14 protein-coding genes are annotated in these 19050 nt (G+C 38.9%); 10 read left to right on the forward strand and 4 right to left on the reverse strand.

Annotated elements, in window-relative coordinates:
* Positions 1-89 precede the first annotated feature (89 nt).
* The 4 genes from KFO40_RS11535 to xerD form a co-directional block, all read right to left on the reverse strand.
* Positions 90-1628, reverse strand: coding sequence for a YifB family Mg chelatase-like AAA ATPase (locus KFO40_RS11535; protein WP_087322160.1), 1539 nt, complete (start codon positions 1626-1628; stop codon positions 90-92).
* Positions 1629-1641: 13 nt separating this feature from the next.
* Positions 1642-2712, reverse strand: a complete 1071-nt coding sequence (locus KFO40_RS11540) for a TlpA disulfide reductase family protein (RefSeq protein ID WP_087322162.1) — start codon at positions 2710-2712, stop codon at positions 1642-1644.
* Positions 2713-2824: 112 nt separating this feature from the next.
* On the reverse strand, positions 2825-4519 hold the full coding sequence (locus tag KFO40_RS11545) for a tetratricopeptide repeat protein (RefSeq protein WP_162613576.1): 1695 nt from the start codon (positions 4517-4519) through the stop codon (positions 2825-2827).
* A gap of 135 nt (positions 4520-4654) precedes the next feature.
* Positions 4655-5614 (reverse strand): site-specific tyrosine recombinase XerD, encoded by a 960-nt coding sequence (xerD, locus tag KFO40_RS11550; protein ID WP_004317151.1) that lies wholly within the window; start codon positions 5612-5614, stop codon positions 4655-4657.
* A 62-nt stretch (positions 5615-5676) separates the two neighbouring features.
* On the opposite strand from xerD, the gene aroQ reads away from it, so the two are divergent.
* From aroQ to KFO40_RS11600, 10 genes are all read left to right on the forward strand, one after another.
* A complete protein-coding gene (aroQ, locus tag KFO40_RS11555) occupies positions 5677-6096 on the forward strand; it encodes a type II 3-dehydroquinate dehydratase (protein WP_004311171.1) in 420 nt (139 codons plus the stop codon).
* A gap of 36 nt (positions 6097-6132) precedes the next feature.
* Positions 6133-7590 (forward strand): pyruvate kinase, encoded by a 1458-nt coding sequence (gene pyk, locus KFO40_RS11560; protein ID WP_008023274.1) that lies wholly within the window; start codon positions 6133-6135, stop codon positions 7588-7590.
* 20 nt (positions 7591-7610) lie between these two features.
* Positions 7611-8267, forward strand: a complete 657-nt coding sequence (locus KFO40_RS11565) for an O-methyltransferase (RefSeq protein ID WP_211146379.1) — start codon at positions 7611-7613, stop codon at positions 8265-8267.
* A gap of 16 nt (positions 8268-8283) precedes the next feature.
* Positions 8284-8616 carry a 30S ribosome-binding factor RbfA gene (gene rbfA / locus KFO40_RS11570; protein WP_004296522.1) on the forward strand — a complete coding sequence of 111 codons (333 nt, stop codon included), beginning with the start codon at positions 8284-8286 and terminating at the stop codon, positions 8614-8616.
* A 17-nt stretch (positions 8617-8633) separates the two neighbouring features.
* Complete coding sequence (locus tag KFO40_RS11575; protein WP_087317352.1) at positions 8634-9860, forward strand: FtsX-like permease family protein; 1227 nt, start codon at positions 8634-8636, stop codon at positions 9858-9860.
* Between the two features lie 145 nt (positions 9861-10005).
* Positions 10006-10557 (forward strand): RNA polymerase sigma factor, encoded by a 552-nt coding sequence (locus KFO40_RS11580; protein WP_008642439.1) that lies wholly within the window; start codon positions 10006-10008, stop codon positions 10555-10557.
* Positions 10558-10722: 165 nt separating this feature from the next.
* Positions 10723-11838, forward strand: coding sequence for a FecR family protein (locus KFO40_RS11585; RefSeq protein WP_211146380.1), 1116 nt, complete (start codon positions 10723-10725; stop codon positions 11836-11838).
* Between the two features lie 151 nt (positions 11839-11989).
* Positions 11990-15379, forward strand: a complete 3390-nt coding sequence (locus KFO40_RS11590; protein ID WP_049701336.1) for a TonB-dependent receptor — start codon at positions 11990-11992, stop codon at positions 15377-15379.
* Positions 15380-15390: 11 nt separating this feature from the next.
* A complete protein-coding gene (locus KFO40_RS11595) occupies positions 15391-17337 on the forward strand; it encodes a RagB/SusD family nutrient uptake outer membrane protein (RefSeq protein ID WP_008642445.1) in 1947 nt (648 codons plus the stop codon).
* A gap of 32 nt (positions 17338-17369) precedes the next feature.
* Positions 17370-19010 carry a SusE domain-containing protein gene (locus KFO40_RS11600; protein ID WP_211146381.1) on the forward strand — a complete coding sequence of 547 codons (1641 nt, stop codon included), beginning with the start codon at positions 17370-17372 and terminating at the stop codon, positions 19008-19010.
* Positions 19011-19050 lie beyond the last annotated feature (40 nt).

The following is a 19050-nucleotide window of genomic DNA, read 5'->3' on the forward strand; positions in this document are numbered from 1 at the left end:
TATTTGTTTGTCACAAATGTAAAACAAATATATGAAAAAAGATAGCGTTGACGATGAAATAATTTCATTCTGTATGATGTTCGCTGCAATTATCCTGCCCAATTCTCTCTATCGAGATTCCGATAACTGATAGCTTCTGCCAGATGGCTCGGTCGTATTTGCTCCATTCCTTCCAGGTCGGCTATTGTACGGGCTACTTTTAGGATTCGGTCGTAGGCTCGGGCAGACAAGTTCAGTCGCTCCATAGCACTCTTTAATAGCGCCAGTCCTTTTTCGTCCGGTCGGGCATACATGGCGAGCAGTCTGCTGTTCATCTGTGCATTACAATAGACACCCGTACATTCGGCATATCGTCTTTCCTGCATTTGGCGGGCTTTTATCACTCGTTGCCGAATGATACTGCTCGGTTCCCCTTGTCTTTGGTCGGAAATCTTATCAAAAGGTACGGGAACAATCTCTATCTGAATGTCAATACGATCTAATAACGGACCGGATATTTTATTCAGGTATTTCTGTACTTGCCCGGGACTGCATACGCATGCTTTTGTCGGATGATTGTAGTATCCGCATGGACAAGGGTTCATGGACGCGATCAGCATCAGATTGGCCGGATAGCTGATAGTACTTTTGATGCGGGAAATGGTGATCTGGCGGTCTTCCAATGGTTGACGCAACACTTCCAGCACTCCTCGGTTGAATTCCGGCAATTCATCTAAAAAAAGCACCCCATTATGTGCCAGACTGATTTCTCCGGGTTGTGGAAAACTACCTCCGCCAACCATCGCCACCTGGGAAATTGTGTGGTGAGGGTCGCGGAATGGGCGTTGGGAAATCAATGATGAACCGCGTTTCAGTTGTCCGGCAACTGAATGTATCTTGGTGGTTTCCAGACTTTCACCCAGTGAAAGAGGAGGAAGAATGGAAGGAAGGCGTTTGGCCATCATCGATTTACCGCTACCCGGAGCACCTACCATTATTAAGTTATGCCCTCCGGCTGCTGCAACTTCTAGTGCCCTTTTTACATTCTCTTGCCCTTTAACATCTGCAAAATCCAAGTCACAGTTCGTCTGTTGTTGATAGAATTCTTCCCGTGTATTAACAACAGTCGACTCTAATTCGCGTTCATTATTGAAGAATTCGATGACCTCCTTGATATTACTGACTCCGTATACTTTTAATTGATTGACAACGGCAGCTTCCCGTGCGTTTTGTTGGGGGATGATTAGTCCTTCGAAACCATCTTCGCGCGCTTTGATAGCAATGGGAAGCGCACCTTTGATAGGTTGTATACTTCCGTCCAGACTTAGTTCGCCCATTAACAAATAGCGGGAAAACTTCTCGGAAGAGATTGTTTCGTTAGCTCCTAACAATCCGATGGCAAGAGGCAAGTCATAAGCTGAACCCTCTTTTCGGATGTCGGCTGGTGCCATATTAACTACTATATTGCTAGTGGGCATTTTATAGCCATTTACCAGCAATGCGGAAATAATACGTTGATGGCTTTCTTTGACCGCAGAATCCGGAAGGCCGACGAGATAGAACATACAGCCGCGCGAGCTGTTAACTTCGATTGTGATGAGTGTTGCATCAATCCCTTGAACAGCCGCTCCGAATACTTTAATTAACACGTTTGATTATTGATTATTTTTTCTTCTTATTGTCTTGTTTTTCCTTTTCTTCAGCAGCAGTGACTACTTCCTCAATTTTCTTCTTCAATTGTTCTCCTTTGAGGTTTTTCGCGAGAATCTTACCGTCTGCCGACAGAAGAATGTTGCTGGGAACTTGCTTGATGGTGTATTGTTTGGCTACTTCGGAATTTAGTCCGCCAAAATCACAGACTTGTTCCCAATTGAGCGTATCACGTTTTATAGCATCTTGCCATTCTTGTTTATCCATGTCAAGGGAGATACCGAGCATGGCTATATGTTTGTTTTTCTTATATTTCTGATAGATCTCTTTTAACTCGGTATTGCTTCGATGATTGGAAATGCTATCTCCCCATGAAGCCCAAAAGTTGATTAACAGGTTCTTTTTCTTGAAATCTTCTGATGACCGGGTAATTTTTTCCCCTTTTATGTTAGATAGACTGAAGAAGGGAGCATATTTCCCTGTTTCTGTTTTCTCTGCCAGTGAGATGGCTTCATTGAGTTGTTCGATATACAGCTTGTCTTGCAATATTCCTGTCATGACTTCAATTAGCTTCTTTATTTTGTTGAAATCGGGCGAATCTTTCTGAACAAAGTATTTATCCAACAAGTAGAGGCTGACAAAAGAAGAATGATGCTTCATGATGAATTCTTCTGCTTTTTGCTCTAAATCTTTCTCGGATGGGGTAGGCAGGCTATTTAGTTCTTTCTGAAAGTTTGTAAACTCTTCATTATATATATTACCATTGATATCCAGATATTCCGGGTGATTGATATCTCCTTTTATTTTGATCTGATTTCCTTTGTCAAGGAAGATTGGATATTCTGTCTGATTGTCAATAAGTAAAAAGGCAGAAGTAATGGTGTCTATTGAAGCTGTATAAGAGAATTTATCGTTCTTCGCGAAAATGGTATCTATCCGGTCGAATGATTCGTCCATCCCATACAGATAAAGCGTATCTGTGCCCAGACCTTTGATTTCCCCGGTTATGCTAACCTTCTTTGAAGATTTACCACAACTGCATAGACAAATGATTATGAGGATTAAAATGCTACTCTTTTTCATTGCTTTGATTTCTTTTCTGCGAAAGTACGGTTTTTACAGATAAAAAAAAAGAATTGCCCGTCATTTATAATGACAGGCAATTCTTAATATTTAAAATAGAGTGATAATTCTCTTATTTAATGATGTTCATGAAATCTGCATTTGTGAAGAATTTAGCAAATTCCAAGTCAGTAGCTGCTTTCTTAGCTAATGAAGAATCTTTAGCAACTGCGCTCTTCAAGCTGCTTGTTACCATAGAAGAATTATTAGTTCTAGCACCTAAAACTGCCATCAGGTAGTCAGTGTAAGCATCAGGTCTTGTTACGTTAGCCAATGTGTTTTTAGCTTTGTTGTAGTCCTTAGCAAGGATTTGAGCCAAAGCAGCACTGTTAGTCTTAGAGTCACCGAATGAGTTTACTGCTCTTTCATATTGACCTTGAGCGATGTACAGGTTACCCATAGATTCGCCAAGTTCTTTTGTGCCGGCAGCTTTACCGAAGTATGCTTCTGCAGCAGCTTTGTCACCCTTCATCAAAGAGATCAAACCTAAGTTCATGTTAACTTCAGGAGTAGCATTAACGCTGGCAGCTTTCTTGAAGTAAGATTCTGCTTTGTCAATGTTACCGGCTTGGTAAGCTAATTTACCCAAGTTGTTATAACCACGGTAATCGTTCGGGAATTGTTTGGTAGCTTGAGCATAGATAGCTTCTTGTTTAGCAGGATCGCTAGTTAGTGTAGCAGCATACAGCAATTCTTCTACGTTCAGTTCAGAAGGATTAGAAGAAGCCAACTTAGCGATTTCTTCGTCAGACTTACCGATGATTTCATAGTTTAAAGTCAAACGAGAACGACGCAATTGAGGAAGAATTGTGTTAGCCAATTCTTTGTATACAGCAGAGATGTTTTTGATTTCGCTTTCTCTTTGAGCAGGATCTTGGTACATTGCAATAACGCGGAGAATCAACTCTTTGTCTTGGATGTTAGATTTAGAAACCAGTTCTTGGAAACCTTCCCAGTCCTGTGCAGTATATTTAGCATCGATCGGAGCATCGATTTTTGCTTTCTTCAGGTCTTTGCTCAACATCTTAGTTGTGTTGCCTTCACGGTTTTCAGCAAGAGTAGTATTCAAGCTTACACCACCATCAGGAGAAGCGTATGCAGAAACTTCGATGTTGCTGATCTTCTTGTTAGCAGCTTCGTTAACGTTAGCTACTTCTTTGTTGAATTCTTTAGCAGTCTTCAATTCGCTGGAACGAATGTTAGCTTGTTGGATCAAGAACATGATGTTGGCATCGTGTTTTTCTTTGATGATACGTTGGAAAGCGTCTTCGCCCAATGCAGGGTTAGCGTTACCTAATGTATTGTTTACTAATTCAGAAGTAGAGATTACACCATCAGCTATTTTCACAGCAGGAATAGTTACCACTTTCTTTCCGATAGTAGCTTTGAATTCCAGATACAATTCTGACTTAGCCATTTCAGGAACATAGTCAAAAGAAGTTTTCATCGTGTAGCTACCGCCCATCTTGTAAGAGATAGTCTGGTCGTTACCTTCCACTTTTTCACCTTGGAAAGTAGCTGGTTGGCCTTTAGCTTCGCCGCCATTCCATTTCAAAACCGGAGTAACTTCTACAACCGCTTTTTTGTTGAAATACTTTTCAGGAAATTTACCATTGATGGTCGCAGGAACTTTACCACCTACTGCCTCCAGCACTTGCGGAGTAACAGTGAAGTAATCAGCTGACAATTCACCCATTTTTTTGCTGCAAGAAGAGAATAATGCAACAACCATTGCCATGAGTAAAGGCAAGTACAACTTCTTAGTCATTTTAGGTATAAATTAAATGTTTGTAATTGAAATATCGTCTATTTGCCAACCTCCTTCTGCTCACACAGAAAAAGTAACGCAAAGATATTAATTCTTAATATAATTATATAGATAAGGGGGCGATTTTATCATAATTTAATGAAATAACTCCTCTTTTTCTTTCCTATACTTGATATTTCGTGGGTGATGCTCGATAATCTCACTACGAAGCATATTGCGGTCGATGTGGGTATAGATTTCCGTTGTCGCAATGGATTCATGTCCGAGCATACATTGAATGGCTCTCAAATTAGCTCCACCTTCCAGTAAATGAGTGGCAAAGGAGTGCCGGAAAGTGTGCGGACTGATGTTTTTGGTAATGCCCGCTTTTTGTGCTAATTCTTTTATCATATGAAAGATCATAATTCGGGAAAGACCTTTGCCTCTCCGCTGACTGACGAAAACGAAATCCTCATGCCCTTTTTTCACTTCAATCTGGTTACGGTCTGTGATGTAAAGCTTTATTTCATTAATGGCCCGGGGGGAGATCGGTACGAGTCGTTGTTTGCTTCCTTTTCCTTCTACTTTGATAAAGCCTTCATCAAAATAGAGGTCGGATAGTTTAAGGGTGATAAGTTCTGATACCCGAAGTCCGCAGCTGTATAGTGTTTCTAAAATAGCTCTGTTTCGCTGTCCTTCAGCTTTGCTGCGGTCGACGGCGGAGATAATCCGGTCAATTTCCTCCACAGTCAGTACTTCAGGAAGTTTGAAACCTATTTTAGGGCCTTCTAATAGTTCACTGGGGTCTGCTTCCAGATAGTTTTCGAGGATGAGAAAACGGAAGAATGATTTGATTCCTGATAAAATGCGGGCTTGTGAACGGGGATGAATACCGATGTCATGTAATCCGGCCGCAAAACGTTGAAGATCGGACAGGCATACGTCCAATACGTAAATCCCTTCCAATGTCAGAAAGCTCATCAGTTTGTCCAGATCCGTCAGATAGGCATCCAGCGTATTAAGAGATAAGGACTTTTCCAGTTTGAGATACTGCTGATACTTCCTGATTATCAGCTCTTGTTGTTCCTTCTTATGCTTTTTTTCGTTGATTTCCATTTCTTTTTTCTACCTTTGCACATTCTTTCAGATACAAAGGTATAAAAAAACAGGATTGCGCGATGAAGATACAAATTATTAATGGCCCGAATATTAATCTGTTGGGTAAGCGTGAACCTTCCATTTACGGAAGCGTTACATTTGAAGATTACTTGGCTGATCTTCGCAAAAGATACGTTGACGTGGAGATCGACTATTTTCAATCGAACATCGAGGGAGAAATGATAGACTGCATACAGCAGGTGGGATTTGATGTGGATGGTATAATCTTGAATGCAGGTGCGTATACACATACTTCCATAGCTTTGCAGGATGCTATTCGTTCTGTGACATCTCCGGTGATTGAGGTGCATATTTCCAATGTGCATAGTCGCGAGTCTTTCCGGCACGTATCGATGATTGCTTGTGCTTGTAAAGGAGTGATTTGTGGCTTTGGGCTAAATTCGTACCGTTTGGCTTTGGAGGCTTTATTGGATAGATAATAAATAAGGTAATAATATATAATAGGTAGAAAGACTATGTTATTGAAACAGACTAAGATTGTGGCTTCCATCTCGGATAGACGTTGTGATGTGGATTTTATAAAACAGTTGTTTGAAGCTGGGATGAATGTAGTGCGTATGAATACAGCGCACGCTAGCCGTGAAGGTTTTGAAGCTTTGATTGCAAATGTACGTGCTGTGTCCAACCGTATTGCGATTTTGATGGATACAAAAGGTCCGGAAGTTCGTACGACGGCTAATGCAGAGCCGATTCCATATAAAATAGGAGAGAAAGTAAAGATTGTAGGTAATCCGGATTTGGAAACAACTCGTGAGTGTATTGCTGTTTCATATCCGAACTTTGTGTCTGACCTGAATATCGGCGGTACGATTCTGATTGATGATGGCGATCTGGAACTGGAAGTTATTGATAAGACGGATGGTTATTTGCTGTGTGAAGTTAAGAACGATGCTACTTTGGGAAGCCGTAAAAGCGTAAATGTCCCGGGTGTTCGCATCAATCTTCCTTCATTAACGGAAAAAGACCGTAACAATATTCTTTATGCTATCGAAAAGGATATTGATTTTATCGCTCACTCTTTCGTACGCAACCGTCAGGATGTACTTGACATACGTGAAATTCTGGATGCACATAATAGTGATATTAAGATTATTGCTAAGATTGAGAATCAGGAAGGGGTGGATAATATCGATGAAATCCTGGAAGTGGCAGATGGCGTAATGGTTGCCCGTGGTGACTTGGGTATCGAAGTGCCTCAAGAACGTATTCCGGGAATCCAGCGTGTATTGATTCGCAAGTGTATTCTGGCAAAGAAGCCGGTAATTGTTGCTACTCAAATGCTCCATACAATGATAAATAATCCTCGTCCGACTCGTGCGGAAGTGACTGATATTGCCAATGCAATCTACTATCGTACAGATGCTTTGATGTTGAGCGGAGAAACCGCTTATGGTAAGTATCCGGTAGAAGCGGTGAAAACGATGACTAAAATTGCGGCTCAGGCAGAAAAAGATAAACTGGAAGAAAATGATATCCGTATTCCGTTAGATGAGAATAGTAATGATGTTACGGCGTTCCTTGCTAAACAAGCAGTAAAAGCTACTTCTAAGCTAAAAATACGTGCTATTATCACTGATAGTTATAGCGGACGCACTGCTCGTAATCTGGCTGCTTTCCGTGGAAAGTATCCAGTGCTGGCTATCTGCTATAAAGAAAAGACAATGCGTCATTTGGCTTTGTCTTATGGTGTGGAAGCTATCTATATGCCGGAATTGGCTAACGGACAGCAATATTACTTTGCGGCATTGCGTCGTCTGTTGAAAGAAGGCCGTTTGCAGCCTTCCGATATGGTAGGTTATTTAAGTAGTGGTAAGGCAGGAACAAAGACCTCATTCCTCGAAATCAATGTAGTGGAAGATGCTTTGAAGCATGCAGAGGAGACTGTATTACCTAACAACAACCGTTATCTTTAATTTTTAGAGAGGTAAGTTTTATGCAGGAAACCGAATCGATAGACGAATATATTTTGCAGCATATTGATCCCGAGAGCGATTACTTGAAATCGCTCTATCGGGATACGCATATAAAGCTCCTTCGTCCTCGTATGGCTTCCGGGCATTTGCAGGGACGGATGCTGAAGATGTTTGTAGAAATGATTCAGCCTCGTCAGATATTGGAAATCGGAACGTATAGCGGCTACTCCGCCCTTTGTTTGGCGGAAGGTCTGCCGGAAGGTGGACTGTTGCATACGTTTGAGATCAATGATGAACAAGAGGACTTTACCCGTCCATGGCTGGAGAAATCACCGTTTGCTGATAAAATTCGTTTTTATATAGGTGATGCTTTAGAACTTGTTCCGCGTTTAGGTGTTACTTTTGATATGGCTTTTATTGATGGCGATAAACGTAAGTATATTGAATACTACGAGATGACATTGGCGTATCTTTCCGAAGGCGGATATATCATTGCTGATAATACTTTGTGGGACGGGCATGTGCTTGAACAGCCTCGCAATACGGACGCTCAAACAATTGGTATTAAAGCCTTTAATGATTTGGTAGCACAAGATGTGCGAGTGGAAAAAGTAATACTTCCTTTGCGTGACGGATTAACGATCATAAGGAAGAAAATAATAAGTAGTAAATTGTAAAACAGTAAATAACTTTATGGAAACAACCAGACAGAATAAGATATCTCGCCTGTTGCAGAAAGAGCTAAGTGAGATATTCCTGCTTCAAACAAAGTCCATGCCGGGTACATTGGTCTCTGTTAGCGCAGTTCGCATCAGTCCTGATATGAGTATTGCCCGTGTCTACCTCAGTGTTTTTCCTTCAGAGAAAGCAGAAGAGATGGTGAAGAATATCAATAACAATATGAAATCCATTCGTTATGAGCTTGGGACTCGTGTACGTCACCAGCTACGTATCATTCCTGAACTGAAATTCTTCGTGGATGATTCATTGGATTATATTGAGAAAATAGATTCATTGCTGAAGTGAAATAACTCATTGCAGAGGTGAACTTCCCTTTTTATATAGCCAGGCGTTATCTTTTTTCAAAGAAAAAGCATAATGCTATTAATATCATATCCGGCATTTCCGTATGTGGAGTGGCTCTTGCTACGCTTGCTTTGGTTTGCACTCTTTCTGTTTTTAATGGTTTTCAGGATATGGTGGCCAGCTTTTTTACGGCTTTTGATCCGCAGTTGAAAATTACGGTCCGTGAAGGAAAAGTCTTTGATGCACAAGATGAACGGATTCGTGCCGTTTGTGAGCTTCCTGAAGTGGAAGTGTTTACAGAGACGCTCGAAGAGAATGCAATGGTGCAATACAAGGACCGTCAGGCTATGGTTGTACTAAAAGGGGTGGAAGATAATTTTGAAGAGTTGACGGCCATAGACAGCATACTTTATGGCGCGGGAGAATTCGTTCTTCATGATTCGATCGTGAATTATGGCGTCATGGGAGTGGAATTGGTTGCGACTTTGGGAACTGGTTTGGAGTTTGTCGATCCTCTTCAGGTATATCTTCCCAAGCGAAATGCCAAAGTGAACATGGCAAATCCAGGCGCTTCTTTTAACCGTGATTATCTGTATTCTCCAGGTGTCGTATTTGTGGTGAATCAGCAAGAATATGATGGAAAATATATTCTGACTTCTCTTGATTTTCTTCGTCAGCTTCTGGATTATACAACAGAAGTCTCTGCGATGGAATTGAAATTGAAACCTAATGTAAATACTTCATCGGTACAATCTAAAATAGAAAACATACTAGGTGATGATTTTGTTGTTCAGAATCGTTATCAGCAGCAGGCAGATGTTTTCCGTATTATGGAGATAGAGAAACTAATCTCTTATTTGTTCCTCACTTTTATTTTAATGATAGCCTGTTTTAATGTGATAGGCTCTCTTTCTATGTTGATCTTGGATAAGAAGGATGATGTAGTAACTTTGCGGAGTCTTGGAGCTAGTGATAAACTCATCTCCCGAATATTCCTCTTTGAAGGACGTCTCATTTCTCTTTTTGGCGCTATTTCCGGTATTGTCCTGGGCTTAATCCTATGTTTTATACAACAGAAATTCGGTATAATTTCATTGGGAGGCGGTGGTGGTACTTTTGTTGTAGATGCCTATCCTGTCAGCGTTCACGCTTGGGATGTCGTATTAATCTTTATCACAGTTTTAGCCGTTGGTTTTCTCTCCGTATGGTATCCTGTACGTTATCTAAGTAAGAGACTTTTATAGCTAAATGGTAATGTTTTTATTATAGCCATTTTTCTATAATTGATAACTTTTAATTCCTTTTTATGGTGTTTTATTTTCGTAATTGATACGATACTGCTATATTTGGCTCAATTTTGTTAATTGGAAATAATCTATAAATACTTCTGTGAAACTTGAGAATAATGAAATATGTAGAATAGTAGACGGCGATGAAATTGCTTTCAATCGTTTTATGGAGCATTATTCTTCGCGTTTATATCACTATACATTTGCGCTACTTGGCCAGAAGGAGTCAGCTGAAGAGATTGTGAGTGATGTTTTTTTTGAAGTTTGGAAAAATAGAAAAAGTCTGGCTGAAATTGGCAATATGAATGCTTGGATCCAGACAATCACCTATCGAAAAGCGATTTCTTTTTTGCGGAAGGAAACTGGAAAGTATGAATTGTCATTTGATGATATCGAAGATTTTATTTTTGAGCCGGTTCAATCTCCAGCCGAGGAGATGATTAGTAAGGAAGAAATGGCTAAAATTAATGACGCCATTCAACAACTTCCTCCCAAGTGTAAACATGTCTTTTTCTTAGCAAAAATAGACGGGCTTCCTTATAAAGATATTGCAGATATGTTGAACATATCAGTGAAGACTATCAATAACCATATTGCTTTTGCGTTAGATGAAATTGCTAAAAGATTGAATATGAAATCTCGCAAGAGCTAAGTTTTTTACTCTCCTTTACTCTCCTGCTTATTAATGCTTTATTTTTTCACATAGCTAACTCCACTTTTATTCTTTTTACCCGAAAAATGAAAAAAAATCATTTTTGACTGGGAGATTTTTTTTTTAGTTGCGTCTTTATCTATAGAACAACATTAAAATAGGATTATGAGCTTGAAAGAATACCATCGTCTCGCAGATTTATTTAGTAAATTGAATTCTCAAGAAAATATTGAGGATGATTTTACTTCTATGCCTGATGCTGAGAAGTTGAAATTCTTTTGGGAAAATTGTGTGCAGGAAAAGATTGATTCATCTTCTATCATAGAGAAGACTCAACGAAAGATGCGAAAAGATGCTATGAAGCGCAGAAAGAAATATTTCTTAGTTGCTTCAGCTTCTATTGCTGCTTCCTTTTTGATTTGTATTTCAACTATTTATTTTTTTAATCAGAATGGAAGTGTTAATTTAGACTTCCAGGCTATTGCTGAAGAAATGGATAGCCAATCTGTTGAGGAAGTGACTCTTATTACTTCCAAGGAACAGCTTAATTTGGATGAAGATGTTTTCATTAAGTATTCGAAAGAGGGGAAAGTTGCTGTCAATTCACAAGTGATAAAAGAGAAAGAAGAGAAAACCAAAGAGGAACAAGAATATAATCAGTTGCTTGTCCCTGCGGGGAAAAGGGCTAGAGTAGAATTGTCTGATGGGACTCGGCTGGTCGTTAACTCCCAGTCAAAAGTGATTTATCCTCGTTGTTTTAAAGGAGACATTCGTAAAATCTATGCCCAAGGAGAAGTTTTCCTGGAAGTTGCGCATGATAAGAAACATCCTTTTATAGTGGAGTCTGATGATTTTAAACTGCAAGTGTTAGGAACGAGGTTCAATATCTCGAATTATAAAGGAGGAACAACTAATATTGTATTGGTGGAAGGTGCGGTAGAAGTTACTGATAAGAATGAAAAGAAAGCACGTTTGAATCCTAATGATCTGTTGAATATAGCAAATGGTACAATTGCTTATCAAAAGCAAGTTGATGTAGCAGAGTATATTAGTTGGGTAGAGGGGATTATGTTATTGAATGGTAATGATTTGTCGCAGATCATTCAAAGACTAAGCATCTACTATGGTATATCTATTCAATGTGATCCAATTATTGGTAAAGAAAAAGTGTATGGGAAATTAGATTTGAAAGATGATATAGACGAGGTGATTGAATGTATTCAGCAAACCCTGCCATTCACGATCGAAAAAAGTGATACTAGTATATATTTAAATAAATAATTTTTTTAATTAATCTTTTAATATGTTTGCCTATGAAGAACAGACTGCCATTATGACAAAAAAAATCGGATAAATATTGCCGTATTTACCCGATAGTAATTCCCTAGTTAAATCAATAAATCCAAAATTGTTAACCTAAAAAGAAATTTTTATGGTAAAGAAAACTATTTTTTTACACTTAAAGAAAAGACTTAAGCTTTTTTGCATTATAAACGTCTTTTTTATGATTCCATTCTCTTCATTCGGTACTAATTCTATTAGTTGGAATTCCGAAGAAGATTTATTCTCAGTACAGTATGAGAATGTTACAGTTAAAGATATTTTAGATTATATCGAAAAACATAGTAAGTATATTTTTATTTACTCTGCTAATGTTCAGAAAAATCTGAATAACAAAGTCTCCATTTCAGTTTCCAATAAGAAAATAGATGCTGTATTAAAAGAGTTGTTCTCAGAGACAGGACTGAATTATAAGATGTCGGGAAGACAAATTACTATTTCGGTGCCAGAAGCTCCTAAAGTACAACAAACTATACAACAAAAGGGTATTAAGGTAACAGGTAACGTTTCAGATGAAAAAGGTGAGCCTTTGATTGGTGTAACAATCATTTTGAAAAATGATTCCACAGTGCATGCATTGACAGACATGAATGGTAATTATAGTATTATTGTTCCTGAAAGAAAATCTGTGCTTTCTTTCCGTTATATTGGTTTTGTTCCTAAAGAAGAGGTAGTTAATAACCGGAAGGTTGTTAATGTACAAATGGTAGAAGATGTTGGTCAATTAGATGAGGTTGTAGTGGTTGCCTATGGCGCACAAAAGAAAGAGTCTGTTGTTGGTTCTATCACAACGATTGAGCCTGCTAAGTTAAAGGTTTCTACTACTCGTTCAATAAGTAATAATCTGGCTGGTACAGTTGCCGGTGTATTAGCTGTGCAACGTTCTGGTGAACCGGGATATGATAATTCTTCTTTCTGGATTCGTGGTATTAGTACATTCCAGGATGCCGGACAAAACCCATTGGTTTTGATTGATGGTATAGAACGCGATTTGAATAATATTGATCCTGAAGAGATAGAATCTTTTTCTGTGTTGAAAGATGCTGCTGCAAGTGCTGTTTATGGAGTGCGGGGAGCTAATGGTGTTATTTTAATTAATACAAAACGCGGACAAGTTGGTAAACCTCGTGTGACTGTAAAGGCTGAATTTGCAGCTACACAGCCAGTTAAACTTCCCGAGTATTTGGGTGCGGCAGATTATATGCAGGTTTTGGATGATATCTTGATGGATACAGGACAACAGCCTAAATATACAGATCGTATTGCAAAAACTCGTGCAGGTTATGACCCTGATTTATATCCGGACGTGAATTGGATGGATGCAATCGCAAATGATTATGCTTCGAATCAGCGTGTAACAGTAGATATTTCTGGTGGTACAGAGACATTACGTTATTCTTTTGTTGCTGCTGCGTATAATGAACGTGGTATTTTGAAACGTGATAAAAGCTATGATTGGGATCCTACTATTAAATTGCAACGTTATAACGTTCGTTCTAATGTGGATTTGAAATTAAGTCCTACTACGCAATTACGTTTTAATATTGGTGGATATTTGCAAGATAGAAATTCTACAACGAAAGATGTATCTCAAATTTTCCAGAAAGCGTTCGTTGCTGTACCTCATGCTTTCCCTGCACAGTATTCCAGTGGACAGATACCGACAACAGAGGAGCCAAACGTTTGGGCATGGGCTACTCAAAGTGGATATAAAAGAAGAAGCGACAGTAAGATTGAAACACTGTTTTCTGTAGAACAAGATTTGAAATTCTTACTTCCGGGATTGAAAGTAAAAGGTACATTCTCATTTGACAGGTTTTCTTCAGGTACTGTTTCTCGTGGAAAGACACCGGATTATTATGTACCTGCTACAGGACGTGATGATGAAGGTAATTTGATTATAGCATCAAAATCCAATGGTACTAATTTCTTGGATTACTCAAAAAGCGGTGACTATGGAAATAAGAGCGTATATATGGAAGCAACTTTGTCTTATGACCGTACATTCGCAGAGAAACATTCCGTTGCTGCAATGTTATTGTTTAATCGTCGTAATTATGATGATGGAAGCAAGTTGCCTTACCGTAATCAGGGATTGGCAGGACGTGCATCTTATACCTATTCGGGTAAATATGTAGGTGAATTTAATTTTGGCTATAATGGCTCTGAAAATTTTGCCAAAGGTAAACGTTATGGCTTTTTCCCTTCAGGAGCAATTGGCTGGATTGTATCGGAAGAGGCATTTATGCAACCATTGCGTAAGGTCATATCTAAATTGAAATTGCGTGCGTCTTATGGTCAGGTAGGTAATGCTAATTTAGGTGGACGCCGTTTTGCGTACCTTTCTACAATTACCGATGACTATGATACATTAAACATGTATAAATGGGGATTGGATAGTAGTTATGGTTTAACTGGTATGGCGGAAGGTGAGTTTGCTGTACAAGATTTGACGTGGGAGATTGTTAATAAGATGAATTTGGGGGTTGAGCTAGGTTTCCTGAATGGTATGATTGATTTGCAATTAGATTATTTCGACGAACGCCGTAAAGATATATTTATGCCACGTGAGTCTGTTCCGATGACGGCTGGATTTATGAAGCAGCCTTGGAAGAATTTTGGAAAAGTGACTAATCAGGGTGTAGAAGTTTCCTTAAATGTTAATAAACAGTTTGGCAAAGACTTATTTGTCAGCTTAATGGGAACATTTACCTATGCTCATAATGAAATAACAGAAAAGGATGAACCTAGTGCAGTAGTTGGTACTAACCGTGCTGAAACAGGACATCCGGTAGGGCAATTAACTGGCTATATAGCAGAAGGTTTGTTTACAGAAGACGATTTTGAAGACGTAAGTACAGGTAAACTGAAAGAAGGAATTCCGACTCAAAGTTTTGTAAGCAAACTCCGCCCGGGAGATATCAGATACAGGGATGTCAATGGTGATGGTAAAGTGGACGTATTTGATAAATCGCCAATCGGAGGAACAAAAGATCCGGAGATAGTATATGGCTTTGGACTGAATATGAAATATAAGGATCTAGATTTTGGAGCTCTCTTTCAAGGAATAGGTCGTAGTTGGAATATTTTAGGATCAAGCATTATTCCGGGTGCCAATAGAGGAGTGACAGGCAATATGTTTACTAATGCAAATGATCGTTGGACTGTAGACAACCCAAGTCAGAACGTATTTTATCCGCGATTGGATGACGGTATAAATAGTAATAATAACCAACCATCTACATGGTGGCTGCGGAATATGAGTTTTTTACGTTTAAAAAACATTGAACTTGGTTATTCCTTACCAAAGAATTTGTGGAGAAATACTACAGTTATATCAGGCATTCGTCTTTTCGTGAGAGGAACAAATCTTTTAACATTCTCAAAATTTGATTTGTGGGATCCGGAAGTCGAAAATACTACAGGGGCTGCGTACCCAATTATGAAATCGTTATCTGCAGGTTTTGAAATTAAATTCTAATAATAGCGCATATGAAAAATAGCATATTAAAATTTATAGTACTAAGTATTATTACGACATTTACTTTTTCTTCTTGTTCTGATTATCTGGATAAGCAACCGGATGACCAGTTGGATTTAGAATCAGTATTTGAGAATAAAAAGAATATGGAACGTTGGCTGGCATATATTTATCGCGGCCTGCCCGAATATTATACTTATGATGGTCCGGATGCCATAGCTGATGAACTGATTCCTTCAGTTGGTTGGGAAGCGCAAGGATTTAAAGCCATTCAATATCAAAAAGGTAACTGGACAGCAGACAATCCCGGGGTAATTGCTTATTGGAATACTTATCCCAAATATATTCGTTCTGCTTATTTGTTTATAAAACATGCTCACCCATTGGAGGCTGTACCGGCTGAAGAAGTAGACTTTATGAAAGCTGAATGCCGTTTCTTTATAGCTTATTATAATTCTATGATGGCTATAGCTTATGGTTCAGTTCCTATTATTCGCGAGGCTAGTGAAAGTACTTCGGCTGATGATCTGATGTTGAAACAAGAGCCGTTTTATAATGTAATTGATTGGGCAGATCAAGAAATGCTGGAAGCTTCAAAACAATTGCCTGCCACTCAAACTGAAGATAAGAAATATGGCCGTGTGACTTCTGTTGGATGTTTGGCAATGCGTGCTCGTATGTTATTATTTGCTGCTAGCGACTTGGTGAATGGTAATCCTGCATTGGCGAATATAAAAAACATTGATGGAACCCCTATCTTTAATTCTGCACATGATCCGGAACGATGGAAAAGAGCAGTAGATGCTTGTAAACTGGTTATCGATGAGGCGGAAGCCGCTGGCTATCATTTGCATTATGAATATTTGGATAACGGTGATATTGATCCTTTTCTTTCTTATCAGAATGCAGTGATGAAGAGATGGAACGAAGCTAACAGAGAATTACTGTTTGTTCGCACAATGGATTCTGGTGGATGGTATGATAAAAACTGTATTCCACGTGGTTTGGGTATTAATGGAGTGGGAGCGATCGGAATAACCCAATCTTTGGTTGATGCTTTTTTCATGAGAAACGGTCAAAGACCTATTATAGGTTATAATTCGGATGGTTCTCCTAAAGTTAACCCTGATGCTAATTATTCAGAGACAGGCTTTAGTACGCAAAAAGAGACCTATTCTACAAAGTGGCAGTATGGGTCTTCAGAAGGAGATCGTAATAAAGATGAAAATGTAGTTGTAGATGCCAATACCTATAAAATGTATTGTGACCGCGAGCCTCGTTTTTATATTTCAGTACTGCATAACGAACAATGGCATATTGGTGGTAAGAGAAATACAGATTTCTATATGGATGGTAAAGACGGTGGTCCTTCTCATGACGCTCCATGGAGCGGCTATCTGGTACGTAAGAGAGTAGATCCATCTGCAAATCCCAAAGAAGGTAGTGGAGATTATAAAAACCGTCATGGTGCATTATGTCGTTTAGCAGAGATCTATTTAAGTTATGCTGAGGCGTTGAATGAATATAGCATTGAGAAGGGCACTTATACTGCCAATCAAAAAGAGATTCTGAAATATGTCAATTTGATTCGTGAGCGTGCGGGTATTCCCGAATATAGTGTTTCAGCTGAAGAAGGCAAGATAACAGCCCCATCAGATCCTGTAGAAATGCGCGAGTTAATTCGTCAAGAAAGGCGTGTGGAATTGAATTGTGAATCTGGACTTCGTTTTAATGATCTGCGTCGCTGGAAATTAGCCGAGAAAGTATTGGATGGTGATTTTTATGGCATGAATGCTTATATTAAAGTATCCGATGCGGACTATAGAAATAAATATTATACTCGTACAGTATATCAGACACGTAAGTTTATAAGCTATTGGTGGCCTATTCCACAGGACGATATTGATAAGAATTGGAATTTGGTACAAACTCCTGACTGGACCGTCGGAAACCAATAAATAGTTATAATATTAATATATTGAATATAGATATGAAAAACGGATATATATTTAAGAAGAACCTTTTACGGTTCTTCTTCCTGACACTTGCTTCGTGTTTCATAGTAGCATGCAATGATGATGACGATGCTACTAATTCGCTCGACAATCGTACAAGTTTAGTTCTTACTCCTTCTGATTATGAAATAGAACTCAAGGAAGATACCCCGGATGAGGTTGCATTGACGTTAAACTGGACGGAAGCTGACCCAATAGGCTCTGACTATTATATTTCCTATCTTTATAAAATGAATCTGGAAAATAACAGTTTTGGAACAAACACAATGATAAGGGAGTATATTGATGATGATTTTTCTAAAAGTTATACTCATAAAGAATTGCAGAGTTTATTGGTGTCAAAGTGGAAGCAGCAGCCTGGTGATTTAGTAAAGTTACAAGCCCGTATTATCGGTTCTGTAGAAGGACCTAAGTTTGTAAAACCGGAAGTTTCTACAGTTACTATAAAAGTAAAGATGTATTCTGAAAAGACTTTTGTAGCAGACCATCTTTATATGTCAGGCACAGCTGTTGATGGTGAAGATCTTGAAATCTTGCCAATGGAAAGTCAGCCGAAGCGTTATGTTTCCATTTGTGACTTGAAGGCAGGTAATCTTCACTTCCCGATTGTTTGGAAAGATGAAAATAAGATTAATGCCATCTCACCAGTTGCTGCAGAACAACAGATAACTGATGGAGCAATGGAAGCTAAAATTAAGGGGATAGATAATGCTGGATATTGGGTGATTCCTGAAGATGGGCAGTATCGTGTAGTGGTAGATTTTGAAACACGTACCGTTACTATAGGTTTGGCTAGTAATTTTATAGAAGCTGATAAAATCTATATTGCCGGAACTTGTGTTAGCGCAGATGTAGAGATGACTCGCACGATAGAAGATGAAAATCAATATGCGTTCCATGCAGAACTGCAACCAGGTACTATTTATTTCCCGATCTTGTTTAATGGACAGAAAGATATGGCTATTGCTCCGGAAGAATCAGGCGATTTTACAGATGGTACAGCAATGAATATCTCGACAATGAGTCCGGAAGCAGCTGCGCTTGGTTATCATTGGAATATTAAGATTGCGGGTGTCTATCGTATTGTGATTAACATAAATACTAAAAAAGTTACGATTTACTCCCCCGAAACAGATCCTAAACCAATGGTTGTTTCGTGGACATGGAACAATAATACGGTGACTACCACTATCGAAAGAGTCTTTATTTGGGGACCATACGATGGATGGGTTAAAGATGGCACTGGTGATACAGGATTCACTATGGCTCATTCTATGACACCTAGTTTGGCAAATCCTTATTTGTTTATATACAAAGGAGCGGAGTTACCCAGAAAGAACTCCATTAAAGACAAAGATGGAAATGCACATCCGGGTGGATTGAACTTTAAAGTCGGACCGCAAAGTGCAGGTTGCTATACCTTTGGCTCAACAGCAGATGCCATCAGAGGATCTTATGACGGTTGCCTTGATATTGCAGAGAGTGACTACAATCAGAAACAGACTGTAGTCGGAGGGCAATCTCACAACCGCTATGCCTTCTTTAGTGTACCTGTAGGAGTTAATTACATAGAATTAGATATTAAAGAACTGACAGTATTCTTTGATAAGAGATAATCAAGCAGGATAAAATTAAGAGTGCTATATCAATTTCGTG

This window comes from Bacteroides sp. 1001302B_160321_D4 (assembly GCF_015667765.1).
GTDB classification, from domain to species: domain Bacteria; phylum Bacteroidota; class Bacteroidia; order Bacteroidales; family Bacteroidaceae; genus Bacteroides; species Bacteroides xylanisolvens.

Bases quoted from the DNA above. Each gene is read 5' to 3' on its own strand.
- KFO40_RS11540 (WP_087322162.1), bottom strand. From the start codon at position 2,712: ATGAAAAAGAGTAGCATTTTAATCCTCATAATCATTTGTCTATGCAGT.
- KFO40_RS11545 (WP_162613576.1), bottom strand. From the start codon at position 4,519: ATGACTAAGAAGTTGTACTTGCCTTTACTCATGGCAATGGTTGTTGCA.
- xerD (WP_004317151.1), bottom strand. From the start codon at position 5,614: ATGGAAATCAACGAAAAAAAGCATAAGAAGGAACAACAAGAGCTGATA.
- aroQ (WP_004311171.1), top strand. From the start codon at position 5,677: ATGAAGATACAAATTATTAATGGCCCGAATATTAATCTGTTGGGTAAG.
- pyk (WP_008023274.1), top strand. From the start codon at position 6,133: ATGTTATTGAAACAGACTAAGATTGTGGCTTCCATCTCGGATAGACGT.
- KFO40_RS11565 (WP_211146379.1), top strand. From the start codon at position 7,611: ATGCAGGAAACCGAATCGATAGACGAATATATTTTGCAGCATATTGAT.
- rbfA (WP_004296522.1), top strand. From the start codon at position 8,284: ATGGAAACAACCAGACAGAATAAGATATCTCGCCTGTTGCAGAAAGAG.
- KFO40_RS11585 (WP_211146380.1), top strand. From the start codon at position 10,723: ATGAGCTTGAAAGAATACCATCGTCTCGCAGATTTATTTAGTAAATTG.
- KFO40_RS11590 (WP_049701336.1), top strand. From the start codon at position 11,990: ATGGTAAAGAAAACTATTTTTTTACACTTAAAGAAAAGACTTAAGCTT.
- KFO40_RS11595 (WP_008642445.1), top strand. From the start codon at position 15,391: ATGAAAAATAGCATATTAAAATTTATAGTACTAAGTATTATTACGACA.
- KFO40_RS11600 (WP_211146381.1), top strand. From the start codon at position 17,370: ATGAAAAACGGATATATATTTAAGAAGAACCTTTTACGGTTCTTCTTC.